Genomic DNA, 16,782 nt, shown 5'->3' with positions numbered 1-16,782 from the left:
GATTAGTAATTGTTTATAATCTTCAAAATTCCGTTAGCCTTTAGCTGTCCTGTATGTTTTTTAATCAGTTGCTTTGAGGAATCATATATTAAAAGTGTTGGGATAGATTGAATATCCAATGCAGTACCAAGTAGACTATTGTTATCATGTAAAAATGTAATATTAGGTTGATTGTTAAGTTGATATGTGGTAGCAAAGTTGCTGATGGTTTCTATCTGTTCAGCCGAAATAAACAATACTTGTACGTCAGTAAATTGATCTAAAGCATCAAAAATACTCTCTGCTTCATGCTGGCAAAAATCACATTCGCTATTAAAAAACAGCAACACTGTTGCTTTATTTAGCATCAAGTTTGTGTGTGTAAACGAAGTGCCAGCAACTGTTTGTAGCTCAAAACGCGGAAGATGTTCAATACGTGAAGCGGCTTCTTGTTTTGCGGTTACCTTGCTTGAAATATGATATAGAAAGTAACCCAACGTAGCCAAAATGACTACAATAGTTAGTAAACTGATTATTTTTTTCATATTCATTTCCCGCGCAGGCGGAAATCTCTTTTAATTATTATTTTACATTCCTGCTACCTGTGCTGAACTTGATTCAGTAAGGCAGGAATCCTTTTAGTTGTTTTCCTTGTGCTGTAGTTCGTATGCTACAGTAGACTTAATTCTATATTCTTTACTCTTTTTTCTAAAAAATTAACTCACATGTAGCGTTAAAAACACAATGCCTACTACCCAAATTACAAGTGCAACACCGTAGCTACTCGCTACAATGGCAAAGCGTTTGCCGTAACTTATTTTTAGTTGTTTCCCTATAAAGTAGGCGAGTAAAAACCAATAGGCAATTTCAAAAACATTTAATGTTTGTAGCGGATACATAAACCAAGCTTCTATACCTTGATAGCCTACAATTGATAATGCCGATAACGGATAAAAGTATTGTACGTCTTCAAAGGTGTAGTTGGGTACTAAAAGATATAGCCATGCGGTTTTTACAATGATAACCAGCAGAAAAACAAATTCTGCCTTAACAACGGCGCTGAAAATATATTTGTATTTCAGCTGCTTGTCAAAGAAAAACATGCCTGCATCTAGCACAAGGGCAATGATGGAAATTTTAAGCAATAACAACAAAGGTGTAGCCACATAGCCAACCCATTGCCATTTATTTTGGAATGCTAAGGTTTGCGCCAATTGTTCTTGCGTATATATATCTGCTAAGGAGTTTACAAGCAAGGTTTCCGTACCCAAAACACCTTGCGATATAATACCAAAGCATAGCATACAAAGCGTGAGTAATGAAAAATATAGTGTAGTAGATAGTTTCATAATGTAAATTTTTGTGGTTACAAACAAGGGTGAGTTGTGCTAGCCTTAGCCGTTATAGCTAAAGTTATTGTTATGATTTTTAAAAATGTGAAAGTTATTTTTTGGGCTTTTTTTTATTAAAAAAGAGCATCAAATAAAAGGTTCTGTAAAGAATATGACAGACCAAATATATTTATGATAATCAAGTACACCAAACGCTCCTAAAATAATGAGTATTAAGTATTACAAGTAATATATAAAGTGCTATTCTTTTAATTATATCATACGTAAAACATTATGTTTTCTTTTTTCTTATTAGTAAATAGCCATATAACAACAATAAAGGCACAGCAAACTTAACCATATTTATATCAAAACTACCTTGAAATAGTGAGTGTACTACCATTGCTAATACACATAGAATCATAATTATATAGAATGTTTTCATGAGTAGCTTTTTTACAAGATATTTACTTCGACTTAATTAATGGAGATACCAAGAAACTCGATATCTCCAATAAATATTTAGTTACTTTTTAACTATTTTTTTCGAAAAAAGAATAAATAGCATTGATAATACTATTAGTACACAAATTAATATTTGATTTGATGTTAATTCATTAATAAAGAATGTATATGACATAAAAGTAATTGTCAATATAATAATACTATATGCTATTTTATTTTTCATAAATAATAATTTATAATTCGTAACAAGCTCCGTTTCCAATAGAATCCATTGTAAGATACCATGCAGCTCCAGCAGCAAGAATTGCTCCTAAACCACCAGTAGCAACAGAGAAAAATAAAACCCCAGTAGTTAATAAAACCTGTGCAGCTGATCCTGTACAATAACCATCGTCTCCTCCTTGAAGGTTTTGCATTTGATTTAATTCTAATGTTTTCATAAATATACTAATTTTAATATTTTTCCTACTCGTTCGTTTTTCGGAATCCACGACTTTGTTTTATAGTTACGAGAAGTGAGATGGTAGTATTAAGGTTTTTTCAATCTCTGATCTCAATACTAGCTTCACATTACCAAAAGGAAAAGCATTCCTTGTAAAAAACAGTTGCCGTGATACTAATCTTAAAATTTTGTATATTTGATTTTTCCACAATCAAATAGGCAACTGCTTATTTTTTATATAAAACGCTCGCTTTGGTGAGCGTTTTTTAGTAAACTCCGTTGCAAAACGGAGTTTGTGTCTTCTTTTCTCAAAGCGTCATGCTAAACCCATGTACTGAACTCGATTCAGTATCTATCGGCATTTCACAATTCATTCTTTTTTACGTTGGTTTATCATTAATTACGGTTCATTACTATTTCAAAGCGGTTGTTTACTAGTTGTTAGCCCTCTCGGAACTGTTTTGATGCGGTTATGTACCATTTATTTGTGGTTACTTACCGCTTTTATTAGGTGCTGTAAGGGGTGTACCCCCTAAACGAACCCCTTTTTTTGGGTTCGGAACCCTTTATATTCGTTACTGAACCGCTTTGTACCTATGCGGAACCGCTTTTTACCTTTACAGAACCACAAATAACTTGTAAACAACCTTAATGATTGTACAAATAACCTAAATGAACCTATCTTATAACCGTATTTATATGGTTTAGAACCTCATATTTTGGACAATGAACCATAAAGAAAGCTTTAAGTATCATCCATATCTAGTAATTCATTTTTTAGAGCTTCTCGTTTTTCACTTTTTTCAATAGTTTGGGTGAAAAGTTCTAATATGGCATTTTCAATTTTTACATTTTCATTGAGTCCATTAAATACATTCCGAATCATGGATGTACCGTAGGGCTTACCTCTATTGCTAGTTATTTTCTTTTGTTTTAAAATTTTTAAAACACCAGCTGTATAATGATATCCTAGTACTTCCTTTAGTTTTTTGCCTTGTTTTTTGGTAATCATGTGCCTGTTTCTTCTTCTGTATCAGCAGTTCTTGCACTTTTACTAAAAAGCACTTTCATATCTTCAAACACCGTTTTTGCACCCGCTTCATTTTCACCTGATAGGTAGCGCATCATTCGATAAAAACTTAGGGAGTTGGTATAGTTATCGTGATCTAATAATGTTTTGGTGTCTATTAATTGCTGTGAAAGATTTTGTAGTCGTTGTGTACGTTGTTCCATTTGTTGGCGTGCGTTGTAGTCTTTGTCAAACTCTTCTTTATCTACAAAATTAGGAATCCAATTTGGGTGTTGTTCCATGTAGTTTTTTGCTTTATCTACAATGAGTTTGTTCTGGTTGCCAATACTTCCGTACTGTCTGCGTTGGTCTGGTGTAAGGTTTACGGTTTTTCCTGTGAGTACTTGTTGTATGCCATCTAAGTGTGCATCCAATTGTGTGAGTTCTTCATTGGTAAACTCAATACTGATTAAATTTTCTAATGCCATGTTTGCTGTTTTTGAATAATTAAAATTAATCCGTTACTTTCGTTGTCAGATTTTTTTGATGGCGTAAATTTGACTATATCGAGAAGTTTATACAAATTATACATGTACGTTTTCACGTAAAATGCACTTATAACAACAACCCGTAAGGAACTAACTAACAGACGCTTAAAAGTATTTTTATAATAAATATTTTGAAATAGAAAAATTTAGGATTTATGTATAGATATTTGACTTTTCTTGGTCTTTTACTTTTAATTCAAAACTGCTTGTCACAAGAATTTACTATTCCAGATTCATTGACAAATAGAAGCTATTTGGGGCTTCAAAATAATATTTACTCTTCTTTAGAAAAGAACTCAATAAACAAAGCTAATTTATATGCAAAAACATATTTATCTAAAGCAATCAATGAAGGAGATTCTCTTTACATAGCAGAAGGTTATCTTTATTTATCTAGCACGGTAAATGATCTTGAATTACAAAATATTTATTTAGACAAGTCTATAAATTATTCTAAAAATCTTAATGGTTGGTTAGTTCCTTGTATGGCTTATTCAATAAAAGGTGGGTTACATGATGATAAGCGTGAATACAAAAAATCTTTGGATTTTTACTTATTAGCTCATGAAGCTGCAAAAAAAGGAGGTAATATCAACCTTATGTATTTAATGAAATCGAATATTGGATTGTATAAAAGTCAAATAAGAGATTTCACAGGGGCTTTAGAATATACTCGCGATGTTTGGAATCATATAAAACAACTTGATTCCACGCCTTATTATTATAGTGTAATTTATGACTTATCATATATACATTCACATTTGAAAAATATTGATTCTGCAAAATTTTATAATCAATTAGGTTTTATAAAGTCTAAGGAAACTAAAACTGACTATTATGAAAATGAATTTATATTTTTAAATGGTGTCAATAACTTTTTTAATTCAAGTTATGAAAAAGCTATACCTTATTTTAAAAGATCTTTAAATCAGTTTAACAAAGAAAATGACACACTTAATATTGTTTCTTCATATTACTTTTTAGGAGCTTCATATGATAAATTGACTAAAAGAGAAGAAGCTATGAGATATTTCATGAAAATGGACTCAATTTTAATAAAAACAGATATTTTAATTCCTTTTTGTAGAAAAGGATATAAATATCTAATTGACTATCATAAAATCAATAAAAACAGTGAGAAAGAATTATTTTATACGAATCGCCTTTTACGCATGGATAGTGTGATAAACGTAAACTATAAAATCCTGAGCAAGACTATTTATGATGAATTTGAAACTCCTATTTTATTAAAGAATAGAGATATCCTAATTAATAAATTGAAGGAAAAAGATAAAACTAACATAAGTTATATTTATATATTATCAATTATTATTTTCTCTATTTCGATTGGATTAATTTATAACTATTTCAAGAGAAAGAGAGATAATCTAAAATTTCAAGAACTATTAAATCAAGTACAAAGTCCAAAAAAAAATAATGAGGTTATTTCAAAAGAATCTATTGATCTTGGTGAAGAGTTAGTTAATACTATTTTGAAAAAACTGAAACAATTTGAAGAAAAAGAAAAATTCCTAAGCCCAAATATATCTCTAGTATACACTTCAAAAAAATTAAGAACAAATTCTAGATATTTATCTAAAGTTGTTAATTACTTTCATCAAAAAACTTTTACAAATTATATAAATGATTTAAGAATCGATTATGTCATCCATAAATTAAAAATGGATGAATCGTTTAGAAAATATAGTATAGATGCAATTGGAAAAGAAATTGGGTTTAAAACTGGCAGGGCATTTTCTAATGTATTTAAGAAAAAAACAGGTCTTTATCCTTCCTATTTTATAAACGAACTAAATAAAAGCATAGAATAACTGTAAAATCAATTATTTACAGCAGTCTTTTTATAGTACGCTTTCATTGAAAACGTTCTTGTAAATGCTATAGAATATTATTTTTCTTCACTAAATCATTATACATTTACTTCTAAAATTAATTCAGATGAAGCTATTATTCATTTATTGTACCCTATTTCATTTCGTAAGCTATTCTAGTGTCTCACAAAATCAAATAAAATTTTCACCAATCAAAAGTTCAGTATCCAAGAAAAAGCTTTCCAACCAAGATTGGTCTGATTGGTTACATAAAGACATTGAAGATGATTCAATAGCAGGAATCAGTTTAGATAAAGCATATAAATTATTAACAAACAAAAAAGTCGATACTACAATTATTGCAGTTTTAGATACTAGATTAATAAATGGAAATAAAGATTTAAGTGGTTTTTTATGGATAAATAAAAATGAAGTTGCGAAAAATAATATTGATGATGATAAGAACGGATATATTGATGATATTCATGGATGGAATTTTTTAGGAAATAAAAATGGGAATCAAGAATATGTTGCTAACTATGAGTTTATAAGAATAATTAGAAAATTTGACCCATTATTTAAGAATAAAAAAAGGGAATCAGTAACAGATACATTGAGTTTTGATATTTATGAAAAAGCTAATAAAGCACTTGAAGAAGAGCTATCAATAATAAATCAAAATTTATCATATTTAGATTCACTTTCAAATTTGAAACTAAAATATGAAAAAGAATTTACGAAACTTTATCCAGAAACTGCTATAAATATTTCTCAGATTGATAGCATATTAAAAATTAGTAAAGATTCTATTAGTAATGTGAGGTTGATTTTCCTCAAAGAATATAAATCTAATGAAAAATGGTATGAGAATAGATATAAAAGAGAAAGAAACCATTTAGATATTTACTTTAATCAAGCTTACAAAGAAAGAGCAATCATCAATGATAACCCTAATGATTTAAATGACTATTATGGAAACCCAATAGTTTTTTCAGATACTATCAATCCTAAGCATACACATTCGATCAAAGTAGTTGGTGCAATAACAGCTAATCGAACGAATAATTATGGTAGTAAAGGAGTTACCAATACTTCAAAAATAATGATGATTAGCATTTCTCCTTCTGGAGACGAGCATGATAAAGATATTGCTCTAGGTATTAGATATGCTGTAGATAATGGAGCTAAAATTATTAATATCACCTTCACTAAATACTTTTCACTAAAATCAGATTGGGTAAAAGAAGCACTAAAATATGCGGAAAAGAAGGATGTTATTATTATTTGTTCGGCTGGTAATTATAACAAGAATCTTGATTTTGAAACGTACTATCCAAATGATGTTAATGAAAAAAGCGAGGAAATTTTGAATAATTTTATGCTAATCGGCTCTAGTACTCCATTAGCAAATGAATATTTAGTTTCAGATTATTCCAATTACGGAAAAGAAAGTGTTGATATATTTGCACCTGGTGAATATATTTATACGACTAAAAATATTGATGAATTTGATTATGCTAGTGGTACATCTTATTCAGCTCCAATTGTTAGTGGAGTTGCTGCACTAATCCGTTCCTATTATCCAAACTTATCCGCTTCCGAAGTAAAACAAATCATTATGGAATCGGGTGTTTCGTATGATATTATGGTTAACAAACCATCTTTAAGTGAGGAGAAAGAATTGGTTCCGTTTAGTTCGCTATCAAAATCGGGTAAAATAGTAAACGCCTATAATGCGTTGCTGATGGCAGAAAAGGTTTCTAAAAAGAAGAAGAAATAGTCTTACTTCGACAAACTCAGTTAACTACATTAATAATTTAATAAAAAAAGCAGATTCTTGTCTTCACAGGAATGTAAAAAATAATAATTAAAGAGATTCCTGCCTGCGCGGGAAATGATGAATATGAAAAAAATACTATACATCGCCATTTGCGCTGTGATTCTAGGCTGTTCGTCTATGCACACTATACACAACAAAGAAAAGCTAAGAGAAGCTACAAGCTTTGCATATGTAGCACCTGTTTTTGATACCAATACAAACACTTCAAGTTCCAAACGAATACAAAGCTTTAAGAAGTATATACATTTTGGTGTAGACTCTTTGTTTACGGTGGATGCTAAAAGATATAACATATCAAAAAAGATACCTGTAAGTAATGCTAACTTAACTAACATTGAAAACATGTTTACTGCGGATGCTAGTGAAAAGCTTGTGCTATCAAATGAGTTGCTATCATACTTTCAAAATTCCAATGAAAAACATGTTATACTTCTTTCTTTTAAACCGAAGTTGGGATCTGTATTTGACAGGTTTGAAACAGTTAAATCTTCTGAAATGGAAGTTGTTATTATTGAAACTGCTACTGGAACTCTTATTTTTAGAGATACTTTTTATACATCCAATAAAGGAATCAATAAACAGCTGCTACAAAATATTCAACAACTGTTTTCAAAACTCAAAAAAGTGAAATGATTAAAAGTCGTATTAACTATATAAACAGATCTATGCGTAGGTTTCTAATACTTTCTATCTTTTTACTACTAGCCACAAGCTGTACTTCTTTAAAGGAACAATTGCAAGACGAAAAGCTGTTTACTGAATTGTCTGAGGGTTTTACGTTGCAAAAACTACCCAATTGGACATTTCATGGTTTTCACGGTGTTTTGAATTATACTCCAATTGATTTAATGGATATTGGAAAAGAATACATTTATAACAATGTTTCTGCTTATAAAAGTAAAGAACCAACAAGTAAAGACTTAAAAACGGTTATTACAGATCAACTCAATAGAAGATTTAGCCATATTTCAAATATGAAAATGTATACAGCTACTACCAAATATGGTCATAGTATTGTATTAACATATGATTCTCAATATGGCGAAACTACATATAATTGTATATACCAGTTTTATAAGTACAAAAGATATGTCTATAGAGTAGCTTATGTAGCAAAAGTAGAATATTTTGATACGTATTATAATGATGCTATTACCATCATGAAAACATTCACTATTACAGAGTAGTTTCATTTTTTAATTTATCGTAAAGCTAAAATTAAGCGAACTCTTGAAAGCTTCAATTGTATTGATTGGAGTTTTTTGTTTTACCTGATCACTTGGTTTGATTTTTCAGCTCATCGTATTCTATGATAAAAGCAAATAAAAATCCATTTATTTTCACAACTAATCACTAAGTGATGAGTGAATTTTTTCAACTTGTTCTTTAGCGATAAGTTGATATGAAAAACTAAATTCTTCACTATTTACTTAATGATGAGTTCGTTTTGTATCTAAATTTTAGCTTACTACTTAACAGTGAGTTGATTTTTCTTTATTATTTAAGCTTACCGAATAAATTCAGGAAGTATATTTTAGAGTGTTTACATACGGTGTTCCTCTTTCTACAATAGCAAAAACCCTAGCGACCAACTTGTTTCTAATAATATTCAAAGTGCTCATTTTATTTTTGCCCTCTTTGACTCTTTTCTGATAGTATTTTTTCATTTCAGGGTTAAATCGTATCGCTGACATTGCGCACATATTGAGAATAACTTTAATTTCTTTATTGGCTAAATGAGATACCCTTGTTTGCTTTCGTATGCTGGTTCCAGATTGATATGGAAAAGGTGCAATACCTGAATAGGAAGCAAATTTTCTCCAAGTCTTGAACTTCTTAAAATTATTAGTATAAACGATTATCATATAGGCAGCTTGTGGTCCAATTCCGCTAATGCTAGTTACTAAATCAAAAATAGATGTAAGTTCTAAATCCTGTTTTACAATTATCTCCATTTGTTCTTCAATTATAATTATCTGAGCTGTTAGATTATCAATCAATTCCTGCTGGATTTTAAATAAGACACCAAAATCTTTTTTATTCAGTATTGATTTTTGTTCATTCATGGAGCTTTTGAATCCTGCTCTCTGTTTAACTAATCTTGAACGTAATGTTAATAGTGCATGGAGCTTTTTAATCTTTAAACAGGTGTTAGTACTAGGTTTAAGTTCATCTCTTAAACGATATCCATACAGTGCAATTCTTTTAGCATCTACTTGGTCACTCTTACCACGAGTTATTCCTAGAGATCTTTTTATTTCTAGTCCAGGAACAATGGAAAAAAGTAGATTTTCTTTTTCAAGAAAATCAGCAAGTTGATGTGAATAAATCCCCGTATGCTCGAATACAAATAGTGTTTGTTTTTGAACTAAAGTAATGTTCTTCTTTATCCAAATAAGCATTCGTGCAAAACCTTTTGAATTGTTTTCAAAACATTCATTTAATTGATTAAAGTGAATACAAACATCAATTGTTAGCTTGCTAACATCAATACCTACAATTTCTTTTATTTTCATACATTTGATTGATTAGATATGGTTACATAAACTAAGACCTTTAAAAGGAGTATCCTGAAATTCTATATGGTTCTTAGTAACCAGTTATAAAGAACGGAGACTAATACGATGAATAGCTCATTAAGCTAGCTTAACGAAAAGTTCACTCCGTTCTTTTTTTTCATTTTCTACACCTTTAAAATAATATTTTAAAGGTGTAGAAAATTACAATAATTGACTTTTGATTTATGAATTATTTGCAGGTGCTAATCTAAAGGTTTAACGATAAGCTCGATTTTTCACCAACAGCTAAGTAATAAGCCGATTTTTCAATAGTAGTTTTCAAAATTTTCACGAAGTAATGAATTAGTTTTTGGTTTTCTTTTCAACTTATTGTTTAACGATGAGTTTGATTTTCCACTAACTGCTAAGTGATGAGTAGATTTTCAATAGTAGATTTGCATATTTTTCATAGAGTAATAAATTCGTTTTTGATCTTTATTTCAGCTAATCGTTAAATGATAAGTAAGCATTCGGTCTTCTACGTCTAGGGTTAGATGCTGTATTTTACATAAAATGAGATATAGATATTTGTAAGGTGTTGGTAGGTAGCGTTATAAGTTTTTCAAGTATTCATATAGGTGTGGGATTTTACTAGATTCTTAAGATTTAGATAGTTTTGTTACTAAAACGTCATTTCCTTAACACTTTTGAGTGCTATTATTTTTCCAATTTTGTGGCAGTAATTCGTGTAACTTATTTGCTTTATGTTCAGGGATTCTTTTAAAGATATCATGTAGCTAAGCAAATGGTTCTACATCGTTTATTTTACAAGTGGCAAAGAAAGAATACATCATGGCAGCTTTTTGTGCTGCCTTGTGCGATCCTGCAAGGAGATAGTTTTTTCGCCCTAACGCAAGTGGTCTGATGGTATTTTCTATTTTGTTATTATCAATTAAATACTTTCCATCTTCTAAGTACCCGATTAGATGTTTCCATAAGCGAAGTGTGTATGAGACTGCTTTTGAGATGGCACTTTTGGGTAATAATTGCAACTGTTGCGCTACTAACCAATCATAGAAGGAATCGAGTATGGGTTTGGCATAGCGATTTCGATAGCGTTTGATTACTTCTGAAGTGGCATTATGTTCTCTAATATTAGCTTCTAAGCCATACAATTTTTGGAACTGCTCCATAGCATAGCTGGCTCTTGCATAATCATTATCAAATGCTTTTTCAAAGTATCGTCTGGCATGTGCCATACAAGAGAGTAGTTTCAACTCTTTTGCAGTAGCTAGATTTTGATAGACCTTGTATCCATCGGATTGTAGCATTCCTTTATAGTTTTTAAGTAATGCCTGTGGCGGCTTTATAGACCGAGTCACATCATATTTAAACAATACCAAGCCTTCTACAGGAGCATGATATAATGATATCCTGTGTGTAGACTTCCTTTCTTATGACTGTCTTGAACACCAATTGGCGATTCATCAACTTGTAGATAGTTACTTTTCAATAGCTCTTTAGTCAACACATCATATAGCGGTTCTAGTAGTGAAGTAGCCGCATTGAACCATCCTGATAAGGTTGCATCACTCACCCTATATTGCTGTCGTTTAAATATCTGTCGTTGTCTATAAAAAGGAAGGTGATCCACAAATTTACTCACTAAAATATGCGCTAAGAGTCCCGAACCTGCATTGGACTTTGGAAGTGGTAGACTTGGAAGTTCGCCTATAATAACTCCAGCGTGATCTTTTAAAGCGTATTTTGGACGTACAATTCTGCGAACAAAAAGCTTGGCAGGATTGTATTCCAAGATTTCAGTCACTTCTTCTCCTATTTTAACACTGTCTTGTGCAAGATGTTCTGGTTCGATGATTTCTTCGACTCTTGGAAGATGCGCAGGCAATATCGCTCGCTTGGCTACTTTCTTTGGCGTAGCCTTTACTTTTGTCTGTCGTAAGACCTCTTTTTCAGCATCAGAAGATGACTCTTGCGATGCTTAACCAAATAATCCTAATTGACCAGGCAAAGCTGTGGAGACAAAACGCTCACTTTTACTTCCAAAAATCAGGCGTTTTAATTCTGTTAATTGTCGTTCTAATTCCCTGTACTTTTCCAACAAATCGTCATACTCTTTCTTGGAGACATAAGCAGTTTCTTCGGTAGTATCAGTAGCATTTTTCACAAAAAAAAAGGTACTAATATTATAGATAAATCACAACGTTTTTATCCAATTTATGCAGGTAATTTATACCGTTTTTTACCGCGAACATGGGCTATAGAAACTCCATCAATCAATAGCACCAATTGAGAATAACTTAGCTTAATACTGGTGACAGCTTCATCATAGGCAGGTAATTCAAAACGACCCGATTCCAACCGTTTATAATACAGAACAAAACCACCTGCTTGCCATTGTAATATTTTGACCTTATCACGGGATTTGTTGATGAAAATGTAAGCAGTCCCATCTTGGGCAGAAGCCTGTAATTCTTTTTGAATGATGCCTGCTAGACTATCAAAACTCTTGCGCATGTCAGTAGGATGACGATACAAATGATACCGATGGGAAACGCCTAATCCAAACATGAGATCAACTTTTGCAAGCAAACTGCCGTTTGTTTGGTTAATGAAAAAGAATCTAAATGCAGACTAACTCCATTGGGGTATGCAATGGTAATTGTTGAGTCAATACTGTCAATAGAAGTTTCAATATCTATGGGAATGAACTCATTTGGAAATGTATCGTTTGTAGAAGTCGTTTCGCCTTTAAGTAGTCCATGAAAACTACGATAGCGTCTTATCCAATACGAAAATGTGTGATAATTCAGAGATTCACGCTTGCAAAAATCTTTCTTGCTGATATCCTCCGAATAAAGCTTGGCTACCAAAGCAAACATACGCTGCTGTGTCTTTGTGTTTTTCATCTAGCCAAAATACAATTGAAATCATTTCTTTACAATACGTGATTTACCGAAGGGTTACGAAATTTCTTTACTTTAATTAAGGTATATAATTAATAAATAAAAAATTATTCTTATATTTTTTGAGTTTTTATTGAATATTAAGAATCGGAATTTTACATCATGCACATACTTAAAATTATACACGGTTTTCCACCTTTATATAATGCGGGATCAGAAGTTTATAGTGAAGCTATTACAAAAGAATTATCAAAAAAATATCGTGTTACCGTATTTACAAGAGAAGAAAATGTGTATCGTCCAGATTTTGAAATTCGACAAGAAAAACGGAATCAGAATTTAGTCATTTATTATATAAACAATCCGCAGAGTAAAGATGGCTATAAACATTCTGCAATTGACGAGATATTCGAAAATCTTATTCAAGATTTGCAGCCAGATATCTCGCATGTAGGTCATTTAAATCATTTATCAACGGGTATTATTGATGTCTTGTATAAACACTCCATACCTATTGTATTTACACTTCATGATTTTTGGTTAATGTGCCCTAGGGGTCAGTTTTTAACACGTAGTATTGGTCAAGAGAACAACTATCAAGTTTGTAACAAACAAGATCATACCAAATGTGCTTCTGATTGTTATCGTGTATACTTTAGTGGAAAGAAAGAAGAAGAGGAGATTGATATGGATCAATGGACTCATTGGATAGAAAGACGTATGAATGAAACCAAATCTATTATAGATAAAGTATCGACTTTTATAGCTCCTGCAAACTATCTAAGGAATCGTTTTATTAATGATTTTAATATACCATCAAATAAAATTCAATATTTAGATTATGGCTTTGATACTAGCTATTTAAAACCCGATGAAAATAATACAGAGCGTCCTTTCACATTTGGTTATATAGGAACACATATTCCTGCAAAAGGGATCAATCTTTTAATAGAGGCTTTTAAAAAGATTGAGAAATCAGCGCAATTACTTATCTACGGACGAGATAGAGGTCAAAGCACCAAAGCGCTCCGATTACTTGCATCGAGTTCAAAGAATAAAATTGAATTTCTACCTGAATATAAGAATGAAAATATAGTCAGAGAAGTGTTTTCAAAAGTGGATTGTATTGTAGTTCCATCCATTTGGGCAGAGAACTCCCCATTAGTAATTCACGAAGCGCAAGCCTGTCACATTCCTGTAATAACTGCGAATTACGGAGGTATGAAAGAATATGTTCATCACAAATTAAACGGATTATTATTTGAACATAGAAACCATGAAGATTTATATGTCAAGATGTTATATGCCATAAATAACCCGAATGAAATGAAAGTACTAGGAAAACAAGGGTATCTGTATAGTGAAGATGGTAAAGTAGTTTCTATAGATACGCATTGTGAAATTCTTGAAGATATATATAAAAGTCAACTTGACACAAAATTATGGCGGATTACGATAGATACAAATCCTGAAGATTGTAACCTTAGCTGTATTATGTGTGAAGAGCATAGTCCTTACAGTAATTTTATTTCCAATCTATATAAAACAACGGGAATAAAACGAAGAAGAATGAATTTTGAGATGGTCACTTCAATTCTAGAACAAGCAAAGGGTTTAGGAATTAAAGAGATCATTCCGTCCACTATGGGAGAACCGCTTTTATACAAAGAATTTGATGCGTTATTAAAATTAGCTTCTTCTAAAGAATTAAAAATCAATTTAACAACAAATGGAACATTTCCTAAAAAATCGGTGTTAGAATGGGCAAAACTTATTGTACCCATTACAACAGATGTGAAGATTAGTTGGAATGGCGCGACTTCAACAACTGCTTCAACAGTAATGAAAGGTATTGATTTTGATACAACCATAGAGAATGTAAAAACTTTCATAGCATATCGAGATTCTTTTCATGAAAAAACAGGAACGTATTGTCGCGTAACATTTCAACTCACATTTATGCAAAATAATATGCACGAACTAAGTGATATTATAAAACTTGCAGCATCTTTAGGAGTAGATAGAGTAAAAGGACATCAACTTTGGGCACATTTTGATGAAATAAAACATTTATCAATGCAGTATTCTGATCAAAGCATATCAACATGGAATACCTATGTAAGCGAAGCACATCATACAGTAAATACATATTTAAAACCTAACGGAGAAAAAGTAGTATTGGAAAATATTACACCGCTTACAATTCATAAAGAAAAACAGGTGACTACAACATACGAATGTCCTTTTTTGGATAAAGAATTGTGGATTTCTGCCACTGGAAAAATATCGCCATGTTGTGCTCCAGATGAATTAAGACAATCATTAGGGGATTTTGGAAATATTAAAGAAACTTCAATAGCTGAAGTCGTGAAAAGTGAGCAGTATAGAAATTTGGTGAAAAACTATAAATCAAATGCACTTTGTCAAAGTTGTAATATGAGAAAGCCATGTTAATGTATTTATATTTACCAATAGTAAAAGAAGCTATAAACAAAAGAGATCATTTTTGGAATTACAGGGATTTAGCTACTTATAATAGCAAAATACACAAACAAAAGATATACAGAGGAAGTTGTCCTACTTTGATACAACCTTTTGAAGCGTATAAAAATTTTATAATTGAGAGAAATATAAAAGTAATTATTGATTTAAGAGCGCCAAGAGAAGTGATGGAAGCACCATTTACGAATTTACATCTGAAAGATATAAAATATATAACTGCGGCTTTTGATCCTTGGAATCAATCACAAGAGTTTAAAGAAAAATATGCACATGGAAGTAATGTCGAAATAGCATATCGTTTTTTTAGTAGCGGATGTAAACAATCCATATATAAAGTTGTAAAAACAATTGCTGAAAGTGAACAAAATATTTTATTTCACTGTCATGCAGGGAAAGATCGAACTGGAATCATTGCCACCATACTGCATTTAGTTTCTGAGTCAAATTATGAAGTTCTTTTAAGTGATTATCTCGCATCTGAATCAGATACAAAAAAAGAAAACCTTCAAATTTTCTTGGATGTTGTGAATGAGCACGGAACTATACAGTCGTATTTAGAGTCTTGTGGCGTTAATAATATTTTGTTTAAAAAACTAAAAGCAAGAATTACGAAATGAACTATTCTGATATAACAGTAAATACATCACAAACCCAATATCTATATAAAGGAAAACCTCTTTTTAGTCATGCATTTTTGAACGCGCTTAACTTTCATAAAGAAGGACTCGCTGCTGTTCTTGATGAAAGTGGAGCTTACCACATTAATACCAAAGGAGAGGCAATTTATAAAGAACGTTATGACAGGACTTTTGGATATTACTATGAAAAAGCGGGTGTGATCAATAAAAAAGGAGCTTTTCATATTGATATTTATGGAAAACCACTTTATAATCAGCATTATAAGTGGGTTGGGAATTATCAACAAAATGTCTGTACAGTTAGAGATTTTGATAATTTCTACTTTCATATTGATGAAAAAGGAAATTCACTATATGATGAGAAGTATACGTATGCTGGAGATTTTAGAAATGGAATTGCCTGTGTGCAATTGGCAAATGAAAAATTCACACATATTTATAATGATGGATCAAAAGTCCACAATAAGTATTTCTTCGATTTAAATGTGTATCACAAAGGATTTGCATGTGCAAAAGATGAAAAAGGTTGGCATCATATTGATATACATGGAAAAGAAATTTACAAACACCGATTTTTAATGATAGAGCCTTTCTACAATGGATTAGCCTTAGTAACAGATTTAGAAGGGAAAAAGCAAGTTATAAACGAGCAAGGGAAGTTTTTGGAGTAATTTTTTTCAATTTTGAAATGAAAAAAAATATCGAACAAAAGTTAGATTAACAAAACCTATTCTTTTTTTGATTTCCACGATTTCAATCCAAGGTTCTTCC

Annotated in this window: 18 protein-coding genes; 7 read left to right on the top strand and 11 right to left on the bottom strand. The window is 31.1% G+C overall.

Features of this window, described 5'->3' with window-relative positions:
- Window positions 1-2 precede the first annotated feature (2 nt).
- From ACQ654_RS01725 to ACQ654_RS01705, 5 genes are all read right to left on the bottom strand, one after another.
- Entirely contained in the window at window positions 3-524 is a 522-nt protein-coding gene (locus ACQ654_RS01725; RefSeq protein ID WP_430408586.1) for a peroxiredoxin family protein, read from the bottom strand.
- Between the two features lie 171 nt (window positions 525-695).
- The gene (locus tag ACQ654_RS01720) at window positions 696-1,328 is read right to left on the bottom strand and encodes a hypothetical protein (protein ID WP_430408585.1); all 633 of its coding nucleotides are present in this window, start codon (window positions 1,326-1,328) and stop codon (window positions 696-698) included.
- A gap of 680 nt (window positions 1,329-2,008) precedes the next feature.
- Window positions 2,009-2,215 (bottom strand): hypothetical protein, encoded by a 207-nt coding sequence (locus tag ACQ654_RS01715; protein WP_430408584.1) that lies wholly within the window; start codon window positions 2,213-2,215, stop codon window positions 2,009-2,011.
- A 747-nt stretch (window positions 2,216-2,962) separates the two neighbouring features.
- Window positions 2,963-3,229: a hypothetical protein gene (locus tag ACQ654_RS01710; RefSeq protein WP_430408583.1), complete on the bottom strand. Its 267-nt coding sequence runs from the start codon at window positions 3,227-3,229 to the stop codon at window positions 2,963-2,965.
- On the bottom strand, window positions 3,226-3,714 hold the full coding sequence (locus ACQ654_RS01705; protein ID WP_430408582.1) for a hypothetical protein: 489 nt from the start codon (window positions 3,712-3,714) through the stop codon (window positions 3,226-3,228). The genes ACQ654_RS01710 and ACQ654_RS01705 overlap by 4 nt, the downstream gene beginning before the upstream one ends.
- Window positions 3,715-3,929: 215 nt before the next feature.
- Between ACQ654_RS01705 and ACQ654_RS01700 the strand changes: the two genes are divergently transcribed.
- From ACQ654_RS01700 to ACQ654_RS01685, 4 genes are all read left to right on the top strand, one after another.
- Window positions 3,930-5,606: a helix-turn-helix domain-containing protein gene (locus ACQ654_RS01700; protein ID WP_430408581.1), complete on the top strand. Its 1,677-nt coding sequence runs from the start codon at window positions 3,930-3,932 to the stop codon at window positions 5,604-5,606.
- A gap of 127 nt (window positions 5,607-5,733) precedes the next feature.
- Entirely contained in the window at window positions 5,734-7,386 is a 1,653-nt protein-coding gene (locus tag ACQ654_RS01695; protein ID WP_430408580.1) for a S8 family serine peptidase, read from the top strand.
- 123 nt (window positions 7,387-7,509) lie between these two features.
- Complete coding sequence (locus ACQ654_RS01690; protein WP_430408579.1) at window positions 7,510-8,079, top strand: hypothetical protein; 570 nt, start codon at window positions 7,510-7,512, stop codon at window positions 8,077-8,079.
- 32 nt (window positions 8,080-8,111) lie between these two features.
- Complete coding sequence (locus ACQ654_RS01685) at window positions 8,112-8,633, top strand: hypothetical protein (RefSeq protein ID WP_430408578.1); 522 nt, start codon at window positions 8,112-8,114, stop codon at window positions 8,631-8,633.
- A 333-nt stretch (window positions 8,634-8,966) separates the two neighbouring features.
- On the opposite strand, the gene ACQ654_RS01680 is transcribed toward ACQ654_RS01685, so the two are convergent.
- From ACQ654_RS01680 to tnpA, 6 genes are all read right to left on the bottom strand, one after another.
- The gene (locus ACQ654_RS01680; protein WP_430408577.1) at window positions 8,967-9,962 is read right to left on the bottom strand and encodes an IS110 family transposase; all 996 of its coding nucleotides are present in this window, start codon (window positions 9,960-9,962) and stop codon (window positions 8,967-8,969) included.
- A 779-nt stretch (window positions 9,963-10,741) separates the two neighbouring features.
- Complete coding sequence (gene tnpC, locus ACQ654_RS01675) at window positions 10,742-11,326, bottom strand: IS66 family transposase (RefSeq protein WP_430408576.1); 585 nt, start codon at window positions 11,324-11,326, stop codon at window positions 10,742-10,744.
- A gap of 26 nt (window positions 11,327-11,352) precedes the next feature.
- Complete coding sequence (locus tag ACQ654_RS01670; RefSeq protein ID WP_430408575.1) at window positions 11,353-11,853, bottom strand: transposase; 501 nt, start codon at window positions 11,851-11,853, stop codon at window positions 11,353-11,355.
- A gap of 93 nt (window positions 11,854-11,946) precedes the next feature.
- Window positions 11,947-12,132 (bottom strand): hypothetical protein, encoded by a 186-nt coding sequence (locus tag ACQ654_RS01665; RefSeq protein ID WP_430408574.1) that lies wholly within the window; start codon window positions 12,130-12,132, stop codon window positions 11,947-11,949.
- Between the two features lie 50 nt (window positions 12,133-12,182).
- The gene (gene tnpB / locus ACQ654_RS01660; protein ID WP_430408573.1) at window positions 12,183-12,536 is read right to left on the bottom strand and encodes an IS66 family insertion sequence element accessory protein TnpB; all 354 of its coding nucleotides are present in this window, start codon (window positions 12,534-12,536) and stop codon (window positions 12,183-12,185) included.
- Entirely contained in the window at window positions 12,524-12,874 is a 351-nt protein-coding gene (gene tnpA, locus ACQ654_RS01655; RefSeq protein WP_430408572.1) for an IS66 family insertion sequence element accessory protein TnpA, read from the bottom strand. Before tnpA ends, tnpB begins: the two co-directional genes overlap by 13 nt.
- 159 nt (window positions 12,875-13,033) lie before the next feature.
- On the opposite strand from tnpA, the gene ACQ654_RS01650 reads away from it, so the two are divergent.
- Genes ACQ654_RS01650 through ACQ654_RS01640 form a run of 3 tightly spaced genes read left to right on the top strand, consistent with a single transcriptional unit; the run spans window position 13,034 to window position 16,682 of the window.
- On the top strand, window positions 13,034-15,325 hold the full coding sequence (locus ACQ654_RS01650; protein ID WP_430408571.1) for a glycosyltransferase: 2,292 nt from the start codon (window positions 13,034-13,036) through the stop codon (window positions 15,323-15,325).
- Window positions 15,325-15,990 (top strand): tyrosine-protein phosphatase, encoded by a 666-nt coding sequence (locus ACQ654_RS01645; RefSeq protein ID WP_430408570.1) that lies wholly within the window; start codon window positions 15,325-15,327, stop codon window positions 15,988-15,990. The genes ACQ654_RS01650 and ACQ654_RS01645 overlap by 1 nt, the downstream gene beginning before the upstream one ends.
- On the top strand, window positions 15,987-16,682 hold the full coding sequence (locus ACQ654_RS01640) for a WG repeat-containing protein (protein WP_430408569.1): 696 nt from the start codon (window positions 15,987-15,989) through the stop codon (window positions 16,680-16,682). The genes ACQ654_RS01645 and ACQ654_RS01640 overlap by 4 nt, the downstream gene beginning before the upstream one ends.
- The last annotated feature ends 100 nt before the right edge of the window (window positions 16,683-16,782 follow it).

Source organism: Kordia sp., from assembly GCF_965283645.1.
Taxonomy (GTDB): Bacteria; Bacteroidota; Bacteroidia; order Flavobacteriales; family Flavobacteriaceae; genus Kordia.
The sequence above is the reverse complement of the archived record's forward strand: the minus strand, read 5'-3'. Positions and strand labels throughout refer to the sequence as shown.

Coding starts and splice junctions, on each gene's coding strand:
- ACQ654_RS01705 (WP_430408582.1), bottom strand. CDS start 3,714: ATGGCATTAGAAAATTTAATCAGTATTGAGTTTACCAATGAAGAACTC.
- ACQ654_RS01680 (WP_430408577.1), bottom strand. CDS start 9,962: ATGAAAATAAAAGAAATTGTAGGTATTGATGTTAGCAAGCTAACAATT.
- ACQ654_RS01645 (WP_430408570.1), top strand. CDS start 15,325: ATGTATTTATATTTACCAATAGTAAAAGAAGCTATAAACAAAAGAGAT.
- ACQ654_RS01710 (WP_430408583.1), bottom strand. CDS start 3,229: ATGATTACCAAAAAACAAGGCAAAAAACTAAAGGAAGTACTAGGATAT.
- ACQ654_RS01650 (WP_430408571.1), top strand. CDS start 13,034: ATGCACATACTTAAAATTATACACGGTTTTCCACCTTTATATAATGCG.
- ACQ654_RS01685 (WP_430408578.1), top strand. CDS start 8,112: ATGCGTAGGTTTCTAATACTTTCTATCTTTTTACTACTAGCCACAAGC.
- tnpB (WP_430408573.1), bottom strand. CDS start 12,536: ATGTTTGGATTAGGCGTTTCCCATCGGTATCATTTGTATCGTCATCCT.
- ACQ654_RS01640 (WP_430408569.1), top strand. CDS start 15,987: ATGAACTATTCTGATATAACAGTAAATACATCACAAACCCAATATCTA.
- ACQ654_RS01720 (WP_430408585.1), bottom strand. CDS start 1,328: ATGAAACTATCTACTACACTATATTTTTCATTACTCACGCTTTGTATG.
- ACQ654_RS01695 (WP_430408580.1), top strand. CDS start 5,734: ATGAAGCTATTATTCATTTATTGTACCCTATTTCATTTCGTAAGCTAT.
- tnpA (WP_430408572.1), bottom strand. CDS start 12,874: ATGAAAAACACAAAGACACAGCAGCGTATGTTTGCTTTGGTAGCCAAG.
- ACQ654_RS01700 (WP_430408581.1), top strand. CDS start 3,930: ATGTATAGATATTTGACTTTTCTTGGTCTTTTACTTTTAATTCAAAAC.
- ACQ654_RS01725 (WP_430408586.1), bottom strand. CDS start 524: ATGAAAAAAATAATCAGTTTACTAACTATTGTAGTCATTTTGGCTACG.
- ACQ654_RS01715 (WP_430408584.1), bottom strand. CDS start 2,215: ATGAAAACATTAGAATTAAATCAAATGCAAAACCTTCAAGGAGGAGAC.
- ACQ654_RS01690 (WP_430408579.1), top strand. CDS start 7,510: ATGAAAAAAATACTATACATCGCCATTTGCGCTGTGATTCTAGGCTGT.